The organism is Siccirubricoccus deserti, assembly GCF_014283215.1.
GTDB classification, from domain to species: Bacteria; Pseudomonadota; Alphaproteobacteria; order Acetobacterales; family Acetobacteraceae; genus Siccirubricoccus; species Siccirubricoccus deserti.
Genome location: NZ_JACOMF010000076.1, coordinates 1 through 11,990, shown reverse-complemented (window position 1 = coordinate 11,990; position 11,990 = coordinate 1). Strand labels below are relative to the sequence as shown.

The 11,990-nt window shown below is 71.2% G+C and carries 17 protein-coding genes; 13 read left to right on the top strand and 4 right to left on the bottom strand.

Annotated elements, in window-relative coordinates; all coding sequences use genetic code 11:
* The coding region (locus H7965_RS26180) for a terminase gpA endonuclease subunit (RefSeq protein WP_186773495.1) at positions 1-353 on the top strand (353 nt) is incomplete at its 5' end.
* Between the two features lie 58 nt (positions 354-411).
* Here the strand turns inward: H7965_RS26180 and H7965_RS26175 are convergent.
* Positions 412-1,131 carry an MlaA family lipoprotein gene (locus H7965_RS26175; RefSeq protein ID WP_188959850.1) on the bottom strand — a complete coding sequence of 240 codons (720 nt, stop codon included), beginning with the start codon at positions 1,129-1,131 and terminating at the stop codon, positions 412-414.
* Positions 1,132-1,246: 115 nt separating this feature from the next.
* Here H7965_RS26175 and H7965_RS26170 point away from each other — a divergent pair, with 115 nt between their 5' ends.
* From H7965_RS26170 to H7965_RS26160, 3 genes are read left to right on the top strand one after another with little or no spacing between them, the layout of a single operon-like run.
* On the top strand, positions 1,247-1,483 hold the full coding sequence (locus H7965_RS26170; protein WP_186773493.1) for a phage head-tail joining protein: 237 nt from the start codon (positions 1,247-1,249) through the stop codon (positions 1,481-1,483).
* Positions 1,483-2,961, top strand: coding sequence for a phage portal protein (locus H7965_RS26165; RefSeq protein WP_186773492.1), 1,479 nt, complete (start codon positions 1,483-1,485; stop codon positions 2,959-2,961). Before H7965_RS26170 ends, H7965_RS26165 begins: the two co-directional genes overlap by 1 nt.
* Positions 2,962-2,965: 4 nt before the next feature.
* On the top strand, positions 2,966-5,056 hold the full coding sequence (locus H7965_RS26160) for a prohead protease/major capsid protein fusion protein (RefSeq protein ID WP_186773491.1): 2,091 nt from the start codon (positions 2,966-2,968) through the stop codon (positions 5,054-5,056).
* Here H7965_RS26160 and H7965_RS26155 read toward each other — a convergent pair.
* Entirely contained in the window at positions 5,053-5,343 is a 291-nt protein-coding gene (locus H7965_RS26155) for a cupin domain-containing protein (RefSeq protein WP_186773490.1), read from the bottom strand. The genes H7965_RS26160 and H7965_RS26155 overlap by 4 nt on opposite strands.
* A gap of 86 nt (positions 5,344-5,429) precedes the next feature.
* Between H7965_RS26155 and H7965_RS26150 the strand changes: the two genes are divergently transcribed.
* Genes H7965_RS26150 through H7965_RS26120 form a run of 7 tightly spaced genes read left to right on the top strand, consistent with a single transcriptional unit; the run spans position 5,430 to position 9,178 of the window.
* On the top strand, positions 5,430-5,777 hold the full coding sequence (locus H7965_RS26150) for a DUF2190 family protein (protein WP_186773489.1): 348 nt from the start codon (positions 5,430-5,432) through the stop codon (positions 5,775-5,777).
* A gap of 5 nt (positions 5,778-5,782) precedes the next feature.
* Positions 5,783-6,415 carry a structural protein gene (locus H7965_RS26145; protein ID WP_186773488.1) on the top strand — a complete coding sequence of 211 codons (633 nt, stop codon included), beginning with the start codon at positions 5,783-5,785 and terminating at the stop codon, positions 6,413-6,415.
* Entirely contained in the window at positions 6,412-6,720 is a 309-nt protein-coding gene (locus tag H7965_RS26140) for a head-tail joining protein (RefSeq protein ID WP_456308201.1), read from the top strand. The genes H7965_RS26145 and H7965_RS26140 overlap by 4 nt, the downstream gene beginning before the upstream one ends.
* A 10-nt stretch (positions 6,721-6,730) precedes the next feature.
* A complete protein-coding gene (locus H7965_RS26135; protein WP_186773486.1) occupies positions 6,731-7,030 on the top strand; it encodes a hypothetical protein in 300 nt (99 codons plus the stop codon).
* A 4-nt stretch (positions 7,031-7,034) separates the two neighbouring features.
* On the top strand, positions 7,035-7,760 hold the full coding sequence (locus H7965_RS26130; RefSeq protein WP_186773485.1) for a DUF6441 family protein: 726 nt from the start codon (positions 7,035-7,037) through the stop codon (positions 7,758-7,760).
* Positions 7,757-8,203 carry a hypothetical protein gene (locus H7965_RS26125; RefSeq protein WP_186773484.1) on the top strand — a complete coding sequence of 149 codons (447 nt, stop codon included), beginning with the start codon at positions 7,757-7,759 and terminating at the stop codon, positions 8,201-8,203. The genes H7965_RS26130 and H7965_RS26125 overlap by 4 nt, the downstream gene beginning before the upstream one ends.
* A gap of 21 nt (positions 8,204-8,224) precedes the next feature.
* Positions 8,225-9,178, top strand: a complete 954-nt coding sequence (locus H7965_RS26120; RefSeq protein ID WP_186773483.1) for a phage tail tube protein — start codon at positions 8,225-8,227, stop codon at positions 9,176-9,178.
* A 67-nt stretch (positions 9,179-9,245) separates the two neighbouring features.
* Here the strand turns inward: H7965_RS26120 and H7965_RS26115 are convergent, their stop codons facing one another.
* Positions 9,246-10,031, bottom strand: coding sequence for a DUF2182 domain-containing protein (locus H7965_RS26115; RefSeq protein ID WP_186773482.1), 786 nt, complete (start codon positions 10,029-10,031; stop codon positions 9,246-9,248).
* 62 nt (positions 10,032-10,093) lie between these two features.
* Positions 10,094-10,729 (bottom strand): DUF1326 domain-containing protein, encoded by a 636-nt coding sequence (locus H7965_RS26110; protein ID WP_186773481.1) that lies wholly within the window; start codon positions 10,727-10,729, stop codon positions 10,094-10,096.
* A gap of 435 nt (positions 10,730-11,164) precedes the next feature.
* Between H7965_RS26110 and H7965_RS26105 the strand changes: the two genes are divergently transcribed.
* On the top strand, positions 11,165-11,542 hold the full coding sequence (locus tag H7965_RS26105) for a hypothetical protein (RefSeq protein WP_186773480.1): 378 nt from the start codon (positions 11,165-11,167) through the stop codon (positions 11,540-11,542).
* 164 nt (positions 11,543-11,706) lie between these two features.
* The gene (locus H7965_RS26100; RefSeq protein WP_186773479.1) at positions 11,707-11,859 is read left to right on the top strand and encodes a hypothetical protein; all 153 of its coding nucleotides are present in this window, start codon (positions 11,707-11,709) and stop codon (positions 11,857-11,859) included.
* The last annotated feature ends 131 nt before the right edge of the window (positions 11,860-11,990 follow it).

The following is an 11,990-nucleotide window of genomic DNA, read 5'->3' as shown; positions in this document are numbered from 1 at the left end:
CGCCCGGCTGGGTGCATTTGCCCCGGGCGATCGAGGTGGAGTGGGTCAAGCAACTGGTCGCGGAGCAGCTGCGCACCACCAAGGACCGCCGCGGCTTTGCTCGGCAGGAATGGGCCAAGCTGCGGGAGCGGAATGAGGCGCTCGACTGTGCCGTGCTGGCCCGCGCGGCGCTCTGGTTGCTCGGTGCCGACCGCTACGGCGAGCAGTTCTGGGCTCGGTTGCGGGACGAGGCGGCGGATGCGCCGCTCGCCGCCGCGCCCGCGCCAGCCCCGACGCCGGCACCGCCGGCTGCCGCAGTGGAGTCCCTGCGGCCGCGCGGCTGGCTCACGCTGCGCGGAGGCTGGCTTCGGTGAGAACGGCGCAGCGGCCTGTTGCACAATCGGCCTGGATAATGACCCGTGGCACCGATCCTCACGGCGTCTCCAGCCCGCCGTCCGTATCGCCTGCGGAGTCTCTCGCCCGGTTGGTAGGGCAGACCGCGGCGCGCCTCTGGAGGTAGGCGCTGCGGTAGACCGCGTAGGTGTCGAGCGACTCCGCGTCGATGCGCTCAAGTTCGCGGTGAAGCTGCGCGTAGCCGACGAAGAGATCGCTGCCGCTCCAGGCGAAGTAGACATCCGAACCCAGCGTTTGGGAGAGGGTCACGCTCGTGGCTACCAGCGCCCCTGCATCCCGCAGGGTCGACGGCCCGAGCAGCGGAAGCACGACGAACGGGCCGCTCGGCACGCCCCAGCTGCAGATCGCGTCCGCGATGCCGAATGCCTGACGCGGATAGCCCATCGCGGCGGCCGGGTCGTGGACACCCGCGAGGCCGAGGGTCGAGTTGATGCCGAAGCGGGTCGCCGCGTTCGCCGCCAGACGGGCATTGCCGGCGGCCAAGCCGCTCACGGCGGTAATCGGCTCATTCAGGTTGGCCAACACATTGACAACGCCGCGCCGGATCTCGGCAGATGTGGCCGAGAGATAGAGTTCGGCCAGTGGGCCCAGCACCTTGGTCTGGACGCTCCGATTGAACGTGTGGATGCGACGATTCACCGCCTCGAAGGGGTCGCCGGCGGCCCGTACCGTCGCGGGCTGCGCTGCAGCCAGGAGCGCGGCGCAGGCGGCGAGGCGACAGAGACTACGAAGCCGCATCCGGTCCACCTCGGTTCGCCTAGGTGTGGTGCGGCCGCCTCTGCGGTCCGCATGCCCATAACAACCGCCATCCATGTCGGTTCGGCCTTCAGCCAAGTTTGGGAGCAGAGCTACCATGGATCCGACTGTTCTCGCCTGGGCGCTGGCGCAGCCTACCGGCAGCCGGGCGCAGACCCTGGCCGCCGCCTTCACCGGCGGCACCACGCGCGTCACCTTCGACGGCCGCACGGTGGAATACCGATCCCTGGATGAGCTTGGCCGCGCTCTGTCAGTGCTTCATGCGGCGGAGAACAGCGCCGCGCGCCGCCCCAACGTCACGCTGGCCAGCTTCTCCCGCGAGGGAACCAGGTGATGGGACGCCTCCGAGAGGCCTGGCACGCGCTGCGCGGCTATGCCGCCGCCCAGGACAGCCGCGCCTCGAGCTGGGCCGCCTCGGCCGGTAGTGCCACGGCCGAGGTCGGCGTGGCCGCGGCCACCGTCGCACGCCGCGCCCGCGACGCCGTCCGCAACGACCCGTATGCCGCCCGCATCGTCGACCTCTGGACCGGCAATGCGGTCGGCGCCGGCATCACCACCCGCTGGCCGGACAAGCCGCATGCTGAGGCCTGGCGCCGCTGGTCCGACAGCACCGCCTGCGATGCCGAGGGCCGGCTCGACCTCTATGGTCTGCAGGCGCTGGTCATGCGCTCGGTGGTCGAGAGCGGCGAATGCTTCGTCCGCCTGCTGCCGGCGGAGATCACGCCCGCCAACCCGATCGGGCTTCGGCCCCAGGTGCTGGAGAGCGACCACCTCGACGCAGCCCGGCAGGGCGTGATCGAGGGTGTCCCCACACTGCAGGGCATCGGGCTGGGCGAGGCGGGGGAGCCGGTCGGCTACTGGCTGCACCGCGTGCATCCCGGCGCGTCCTGGGTGCTGCCGGGCGGTGCCACCTGGTTGAGCAGCCAGCGCGTCCCCGCGCGCGATGTGCTGCACATCTACCGCAAGCGCCGCCCTGGCCAGCTGCGCGACGTCTCCTGGCTGGCGCCGGTGCTGACCCGGCTGCGGGATCTCGGCGACTACGAGGCCGCTCTCCTCATGAAGGCCAAGATCGAAGCCTGCCTGGCCGCCGTGATCTCCGAGGATGGCGACGATGCCATGACCGGCCCGGCCTCCGGCCTGCTGCGCGATGCCCAGGGCCGCACGGTCGAGAGCTTCGAGCCGGGGATGATCCTCTACCGCCGTGGCATGGGATCCGTGGAAGTGGTGAACCCGTCCGGTGGCGGCAGCCATGCCGCCTTCGCCCGCCGCGCGCTGGAGGCGTCCGCGGTGGGCACTGGCCTCACCTACGACCAGGTCGCCGGCGACCTCACCCAGGCGAACTACTCCAGCCTGCGCGCCGGCAAGATCGAGTTCCGCCGGCTCTGCGAGCAGGTGCAGTACGGGATGCTGATCCCGATGCTGGTCCGGCCCATCGCCGATCGCTTCCACGCGCAGGGCGCGCTGCTCGGGCTCTGGGGCGCCGATGTGCCGGAGGGCCTATCCCACGTTCCGCCCGCGCACGAGATGATCGACCCGCTCAAGGACACCACGGCGCTGATCGCCCAGGTCCGCGCCGGCTTCGTGCCGCAGCCCGAGGCGGTTGGCGCCTTCGGCTACGACTTCCGCCAGGTGGTGGAGATGATCCGGGAGGCCAATGCCCTGCTGGATGACGCCGGCCTCTCGCTCGACAGCGATCCGCGCCGCGTCGCGAAGTCCGGTGCTGCCCAGGACGCGGCCCAGCTCGCCGCCATCGAGATCGCCGCCACCGGCGCCGCGGCACCGGCCCGCCCCGAACCGCAACCGCAGGGCTGATCCGATGACCGAGCCGATGGATCTGGGCGAGGGCAACCCCGCGCCGGAGCACGAACCTGCGCCCGATCGACTTCCCACCGATGGGCAGTCGATTTTGGCCTGCCGCGCGCTGGCGGCACCCGTCACAGTCAATCGCGCGGCACGCACCGTCGAGGTGGTGTGGTCCACCGGGGCGCGGGCCCGCAACTTCGTGCCGCCTCACGGCCCCATCATCGAGGAGCTGGACATGCGGCCGGAGGCGGTGCGCATGGATGCTCTGCGCTCCGGCCGTGCGCCCGTCCTCGACACCCACCGCCGCGCCGGCACGCGGGATGTGCTGGGCCGGGTCATCGCGGCGCGCCTCGAGTCCGGCCGCGGCTACGCCACCCTGCAATTCAGCGGCGCCGACGATGTGGAGCCGGTCTGGCAACGCGTTGCCGACGGCACGCTGCAGTCTGTCAGCGTCGGCTACCGGGTGCACCGCTACGAGCCCCGGCCCGACGCCAGGACCGGCCAGACCATCCACCGCGCCGTGGATTGGGAGCCTTACGAGATCTCGATCGTGCCGGTGCCTGTCGACGGCCTGGCCGTGATCCGTGGCGAGGGGCACCAGGGCACCCCCGCCACTGCCATCGAACCCGCCCTGACCGAGGAAGCCCCCATGCCCGAGACGACGCCGGCTTCGCCGGATCCCGCGCCGGTGACGCCTGCGCCGCCCATCGCCCCCACGCCCCAGGAGACCACCGTGACCACCACCGCCCCGCCCGAGCCCACGCGCGCCGCGCCGCCCGCGCCCGACCTGGACGCCATCCGCGCCGAGGCGGAGCGCGCCGCCGTCGAGCGCATTGCCGGCTATGAGCCGGTTCTCGCCGCCGCCCGCGGCCTGCTGCCCGAGACGCGGGTGGACGAACTCCGTCAGCTGGCCATCCGCGACCGCGTCTCCCCCGAGGTGCTGCGCGGCCGGCTGTGGGACGCCTTCACCAGCGGCGCCGCGCAGCCCTCCCTGTCGGCGCGACCAGAGACCGGTCCCGCCAACGACGACCCTGCCCAGGTCCTGGACGCCATGGCCGAGGCGCTCGCCGTCCGCACCATGCCCGGCTACCAGGCCCCGGCCACCGGCCGCCACACCGAGTTCCTGGGCTGGCGCCCCTCCGACATGATCGGCGAGCTGCTGCGGGCCCGCGGCGAGCGGAACGTGCCGCGCAATCCGACGGTCCTGGCCGAGCGCGCCTTTCACACCACCTCTGACTTCCCGCTGCTGCTCTCGGCGGCCGCCAACAAGATGCTGCTGGCCGCCTATGCGCCCGCGGCGCCCACCTATCGCACCCTGTTCCTCCGGCGCGACTTTCGCGACTTCAAGCCGCACCGGCATCTCCGCGTCGGCGACTTCCCGACGCTGCTGCCGCTGTCGGAGAATGGCGAGGTCCAGGCCGGCACCATGTCCGAGAGCCAGGAGCTCGTGTTCCTGCAGACCTTTGCACGGCGCATCCGCGTCACCCGGCAGATGCTGGTGAATGACGATCTCGGCGCCTTCACCGACTTCGCCAGCATGATCGGCCGGCGCGTGGCCGACTTCGAGAACGCCACCGCCTATGCCCTGCTGAACGCGGCGAACGGCGATGGCCCGACGCTGGCCACCGGCGCCGCGGCGGTCTTTGCCGCAGGCGCCACCCGGGCGAACAAGGCGGCCTCCGGCACCGCGCTCGACCTGCCGAACCTGGCGCTCGGGCGCGCCGCGGTGATGCGCCAGAAGACCCTGGACGGACTGCCGATCGCGGTGGGCGCGCAGATGCGGCTGCTGGTCGGGCCAAACCAGGAGCTCGCCGCGCGGCAGCTCACGGTCTCGGTGCAGGCGACCCAGACCAGCAACGCCAATGTCTATGCGGGCTTCGTGCAGCCGCTGGTCGAGCCGCTGATCCCGGCCAACCGCTGGTACCTGTTTTCCGATCCGCTGGCGGCTCCGGTCTATGTCTACGGCTACCTCAACGGCGCCGAGGGGCCGCAGGTCACCACCGGCAATGTCCAGGGCGTGGATGGCGTCGAGGTCAGCGTAATCTTCGACTTCGGCGTCGGCGCCATCGACTGGCGCGGCGCCTGGTTCAACCCGGGGACCTAACCCGCCTCAGCCGCCTGAGTAGGCAGGCGCCGACCGACCAGGTTGCGAACGCCCTCCGGGCCGATTGCCTCGGCATGGGCGCAGCCGGCAGCCATCGTGAAGACCTCACCCTGCCGGTAGGTCCGGCTGCTGCCGGTGGTCGTCAGCGTGATCTCGCCATCCAGGACCAGCGCCCGGACATCGAACGGATGGCTGTGCTCCGGGGTGACCTTCCCCGCCTCGGTGACCCGGACCTCAGCGCTGAATCCGTCCCGCACCAGCGCGTCCTCGAACTCTTTGGCGTCCATTCGATGCCTCCCGTTCCGCTGCCTGGCGGCCTCCAACTTAAGGCCGGCGAGGCCGCCTCCCAACCCTAGGCCAGGAGCCGATTACCGTGCGCAACTTCATCCAGCCGGGCAATAGCCTGGCCGTCGCCATTCCCTATGCCAGCGGCGTCACCGCCGGCGAGGGCGTGCTGGTCGGCGCGCTGTTCGGCGTCGCCGCTGTCGACGGCACCCAGAACGCCGTCATCGAATGCCAGACCAAAGGGGTCTTCGACCTCGCCAAGCAGCCGGCGCTGGCGATCACCGCCGGGGCCCGCCTGTTCTGGGACGATACCAACCGCCGTCTCACCACCACCGCCACCGGCAACTTCCAGGTAGGCATTGCCGCGGTGGCAGCGCTGGCCGCGGACACCACGGTCCGCGTGGTGCTGCTGCGCGCCCCGGCCAGCGGGGCGTGACGCCGATGGATCCCAAGACCAGCCGCGGCCACCGCAACCGCAACCCCGGCAACATCGAGCACGTCCCGGCCAACAAGTGGCAGGGGCTGGCCGAGCCGCCCACGGATGGACGCTTCTGCCGCTTCACCACCCATGAGTTCGGCATCCGCGCGCTTGCCGCCTTGCTGGTCACCTACCAGGACCGGCACAAGCTGCGGACGCCGCGCGCGATCATCGAGCGCTGGGCGCCCAAGGTGGAGAACGACACTGCGGCCTATGTCGCGGTTGTGGCACGGCGGATCGGCGTCGGGCCGGACGATCCGATCGACCTGCATCGGCACGATCACCTCCGTCCGCTGGTCGAAGCGATCATCCACCATGAATGTGCGGGTCTGTCCTATCCGGCCAGCGTGCTCGATCGCGCGCTCACCCTCGCCGGGGTGCCACCGGCGCCGCCGGCGACGCTTCGGGAGGTGGCTGCCGTCACGGGCACCGGGCGCGGTGCCGCGCTGGTCGGCGCCGCGGGTATCGCCACCGCCGTGGCGCAGGCCGCACCGGCGATCCAGGCGCTGGGCACGCTGGCGCCCGCCGTCGCCATCGCGGTCATCGTGACGGCGGTGGTCGGCGTGCTCGCCTGGCGGCTGCGGCGGCCAGCGTGAGCGCTTTCGCCGCGGCCATGGATGTGCTCGCCGCGGATCCGAACATCGGCACGGATGCGAGCTATCGCGCGGGTGGGATCGGGGTTCCGGTTCTCCTGCGCGTGGTTCGCTCGGCGCCGGACCGGCTTGGCGATGCCTTCGGCACGAGCGTCATCCAGGCCAGCGACGTGCTGACCGTGGCCATCGCCGTGCTGCCCGCGGTCGAGGCGGACGACATCTTCACCCTTGGCGCCGACACCCTGACCGTCCAGCACGCCGAGCGCGATGCTGCCGGCATCGCCTGGCGCGTCTTCTGCCGCCGATAGGAGCACCGCCATGATCGACCCCGAACGCGTCGGCGGCATCGTCGGCGAGGCGCTGCTCGCCGGCGCCCTGGGTGCGCTCGGGGCCGTCGCGCGGCTGACCTCGACCGGGCGGCCGATGCTTAGCGGCGCCTTCCTGCTGCACACGCTGGCCGGCGGCATCCTCGGTACCGGCGCCTGGCTGGTCGCCCGGGCGCTCGAACTCGACGGTTGGTGGCTGTTCGCCGTCGCCTGGATGGCCGGCACGCTGGGCTACGCTGCGCTGCATGATCTGCTGCTGCGGGTGCTGAACCGCCGCCTGGGCGGGTCATAGGCCGATGCGGCTCGGAGCCAGCATCGTTGGCGACCTGCGCAAGGTATTGGCGGAGGAAGTGCGGGCCGGCGAGCGCGCGGCCATGTCGACAATCCGCGCCGAGACGGAGCAGGTGAAGGCTGAGCTGCGCCGGCAGGTCACGACGGCCTTCTCAGGCAACGCCCGGGGCATCGCCAATGCCTGGCGGTCGATGATCTTCCCGCGGAGCGGCCAGTCGCTGCGGCCGGCCGGGCTGGTCTTCACCAAGGTGCCCAACGTCATCGACGCCTTCGAGCGCGGCGCACTGATCCGCGCCAAGGGTGGGCGGCAGTTCCTGGCCATCCCGACCGGGTTCAACGCGGCGCGCGGGCGCCGTGGGCGCGGGGGGAAGGGCATGCGCGTGACACCGGCGCAGATGGTCGCCTCCGGCCAGGCCTTCCTGCGGCCCTTCAAATCCGGCTGGGGCTTCGTGTGGTGCCTGCCGCTGCGCCAGGGTGAGCAGACCGGCCGGCGGCGGCGCATGCGGCTGGTAGCGGGCGGCGTCACGGAGGTCGGCACCGCCAACCGCAAGGGACGCGAGGCCTGGGCGCGCGGGCTGCTGGCGCAGGGGATGGTGCCGATGTTCCTGCTCCTGCCCCAGGTGAAGCTCGCCAAGCGGCTTGATGTGCGCGGCGCCGCCGAGCGCGGGCTGCGCCGTCTGCCTCGGCGCTTCGTGGCGGCCTGGGAACGTGAAAGTGGCAGGGCCGCGTGAGCGCGCGCGAGACTGCCATCGCGGCGCTGCACAGCCGGCTCGCCACGTCGCTGGCGGTTCGGAACCCGGCACCGGTCGTGCTCCGCGGCGAGACCATCCCGCAGCGCATCCCACCGGGCGGCATCGTCGTAGTCCACGACGGCGAAACGGTGGAGGAGGCGCCGATCCTCTCGCCGCTGGCCTGGCAGATCGAGCATCGCACCGAGGTCGAGATCACCGTCGCCGGCGCCACACCCGCCGCTCGCAACACCCTGCTCGATGCGCTGCTGGTGGATATCGCTTCCGCCATAACGGGGAACCGCACCCTCGGCGGCGCGGTCGAGTGGGCGCAGCCCGGCAGCCCGTCCTTCGAGGATGTCGAGTTCGAGGGCGCCGCCGCGGCCCGCGCCGCCGCCATTCCCGTCACGCTTTGGTTCACCGTCGCCGGCTCGCCGCTGGCCTGATCCCCTTCCAGGAGAACGCCCATGCCCCGTGCCATCGGCGCGAACTGCCGCCTGCTCATGCTGCCCGAGACCACCTACGGCACAGCCCCTGGCAGCAACTGGCGGCGCATGCCGTTCCTCTCCTGCGATCTCGGCGCCGAGCAGCCGCTGCTCGATGCCGATGTCATCGGGGTCGGCAGCAACCGCGATCCGGCCGCGCCCTTCCTCGACACGGTGACGGTCGCGGGCCAGGCGGTGGTGCCGGTCGACCTGATCAACATCGGCCACTGGCTGCGCCTGCTGCTGGGCGCGCCGATCACCACCGGCACGACCAACTTCATCCACACCTTCGGCTCGGGCGCGGCCTCGCTGCCGAACAACGCGATGGAGATCGGCTACCCGGATGTGCCGTCCTTCGACGTGTGCACTGGGGTGCGGGCCGACACGCTTGAGATGGACTTCACGCCGACCGGCGCGGCGACGGCGACCTTCGGGCTCATTGGCCAGGGCTCGGTGCGCACGGACGCCACGTCAGGCGGCACGCCGACCAGCGCAGCCTACACCGCCTTCAACAAGGCGCAAGGCAGCATCACGCGCAGCGGATCGGCGCTGGCCCAGGTCACTGGCGCGCGGCTGACCTACGCCAATGGGATGGAGGCAGTGCGCACTATCCGCGCCGATCGCCGCGTCGAGGGCGTGGATCCCGGTATCGCCCGCTGCACCGGCCAGATCACCGTGCGCTTCGAGAACACCACTCTGCTGGCCCAGGCGCAGGCCGGTACCTCAGCGGAGTTCGCCCTGGCCTTCACCATTGACGCCAACCGAAGCCTGACCATCACGCTGCACGAGGTGTATCTGGCCCTGGCCAAGACGCCGATCGAGGGGCCGGCCGGGGTCGAGGCCAGCTTCGATTTCAGGGCAGCGTTCAACGCGACGGCAACGCGGATGATGACGGCGGTGCTGCGGAACCAGCAGGCGGGGACGGAGTACTCGTGATATCAGGAGATGGGTTGCTGTGAGAGACCAAATCCAGTTCAGCGCCGGCGAGGCGGCGGCCTGACGCTCATGCAGCGACCGCCACGATGAGCCCCGCCGCTCCCCAGATGATGAGCACCACGCCCAGCACCCGGCCAACCACCGGCCCGCCCGGCAAGAGCTTCTCGGCCATCACGAGCAGCGCCAGTCCCGCAATCCAGGCAAAATCCATCACGCCGCCCGCGAACAGCAGCAGCATCATCGCCCAGCAGCAGCCGAGGCAGTAGCCGCCGTGCCGGGCTCCCATTGCGAAGGCCCCACCCAGGTCTCTGCGCCAGTGCGCGGCGAGAAACTCCAACGGGGATCGGCAGTGCTCCAGGCAGGCCCGTTTGAGGCGCGTGAATTGATAAACCCCAGCCGCAACGAACAAGGCGCTCGCCACCGCGGCTGTCCCCACCGCCATGGCGGGCGTGAGCAGACCCGCACGCTCCAGCGCCCATTGCGCCGCCGTGGCCGCAAGCGCGAAGCTGCCCCAGACCGCGCCGTAGCCGAGCGTGAAGACGAGGGCGCGGCGTCCGCCGCGTGCGGGGTCCCTGCGGCGCGACAGGGTGGCATGGAGCAGGATCATGGGCGCCGCGCTCGGCAGCATCATCGCCAGCATCATCAGCACCCACATCAACGCCATCATCGCGGCGTGGCCGCGAGACCAGGCTATGGGCATCGCCATGGCCGCGTCGGTCATCGCGGCCGACATGTCCATGCCCGCCCCGAACAGCACGTAGCCCCAGGCCAAGGCGACAACGGTCACAAGCACAGCCATGGTCACGAAGCGGTCCCGGCGAAGCATCCAATCGAGCGGCGCTGCGTCGCTCATGCTGGTCCCCCTAGGCGGGCGGTCCTGGGAAGCGGCCGGACAACTCCCCGCCCGCGCGGTGCTCAGGCGGCTACGCCCGCAGGCGTGTGCTCCACCCGAGCAAGCGAACTGTGCCCCTCAGGCACCGAGAACTTGATCCCGCCGGTGCTTTCGATGCGCGCGCTCGCGATCTCCGCCTTGATGTGCTCGAAACCCTCCGGCATCACCACTTGGATCCGATGCGGCGCTCCGGTGACCGGATTCCGGATCGGTTGTGTCTCAGTCTCCAGGACGCCCGGGATCGAGACGCGCGCGGTGCGCCCGTCCATGTCGAACTCGACTTCTATCGGCGCGAAGACGGGGTCGAGCATCTTCGTCACGATCAGGCTGACGATGTGGAACAAGGTGCCCTCGTCGGAGTGCTTGGCCGACATGATCTGGAACAGTGCGTCCCGCTGCTCCGGAGTGGCGCGCTCGTCGATGATCGGCTGGATGGTGCCGTTGCCCTCGTGCAGTGGGCCTGGGAAGTCTACTGTTACGAAGAAGCTCAGGCCGTCGAGGCGCACCTCACCGAAGTGACCGCGCTCGATGCGCATGCCGAGCAGGCCCTGGCACCTACCTTGAGTCGGGCGCGCGTTGAAGTCGCACGGACAACCGAACGCACAGTTGCAATTCTTGATCCAGTCGCCCTGAAGGCGCCAGTCGGTGCGCTGCTGCATGGTCGTCGACCTCCGTTGGGTCGTCCCGTCGGCCTCGGCCAGGTGGTCGCGGCGCGGCGAGCGGCTCCAGTGCGCGGCTTCGCACGCCGCATCTGCGCTCAAGCTACGCTGAGGGATGGCTATGCGTCACCCGAGGAACAAGCCAGTCCCAGGAACGTGAGTTGCAACCGTCGAACGCTGGCGTGTGGCAATTCCGCCCGGCCGCAGACCGCCCATGGCCACCAGATGGCTGGTCGCCTGCTCCTGACCGGCCACCCTTCGGCACCTGCCGCTTTCAGAGATGTGCCCTGGTTGCCCGCTCCGCACGTCACCTGCCGCGTTCGGGTGGATCGGGAGCGATCCTTGCCTGCTGAAAAGCACCGCTTTTCCCCAGCGGGCTGCTGCATCGGTGCCGCCGGCCTGGCACGCACGAAGCCCGAACAGAGCGAGACCCTCATGCTGACCCTCGACCTTCCCGTCGAACCCTACTGGCTCGACCTGCCGCGCGGCGTCCGCGTGGAAATCCGCCCCGTCACCACCGCCGTTATGGCCGCCGCCCAGGCCGGCTCCGCGCGCCGCCTGGGCGCGCTGCGTGCCGCATCCGAGGACCTGGACCCCGACATGGCGCGCGGCCTGGCCTTCGCCTTCCTGGTCAAGGCGCTGGCCCGCCACGCCGTCACTGCCTGGGAGGGCGTGGGCGATGCCGCCGGCAAGCCGCTGCCGCTCTCCCCCGAGGCCGTCGAGCGCCTGATGGACATGGACGAGATGGCCGCTGCCTTCTGGGACCGCGCCACCGGCCCGGTCGCCGCGGTGGCGCTGGAGGGAAACGGCTGAGGGCCCGGGCCGAATGGCACTTCGGCCAGGGCCCTGACTACTGCCGCGGCTGCGCGGCCCTCGATCGCGACTGCGGCCTCGCCTGTCCCTACGCAGCCCACGCGCCAGCCAGCATCGAGGGCGCCGCGTGCTGGGCCACCGGCACCACCTGCGCCGCGGCGACGATGGCGGGCCTCGACCTCGACATGCCGGCAGCCCTGGCCACCGCCCGCCAGATGGGCGCCACTGGCTGGGCGGCCGCCGAACTGCTCCTGGCCCTGCGGATGGGCCTCGCCGCCGGCAGCGCCGCGCGGCGCACCGATCCCGCCGAACCCTGACCACCCCACCGACGCAGGAGGCGTGACGCATGGCGGATAGCACGCGCCGCGTCTCGGTCCGGCTGTCGCTGGATGACGCCGCCCGGGTCAAGCAGGAGCTGCGCGAGGTCGGCGAGACCGGCCAACGCAGC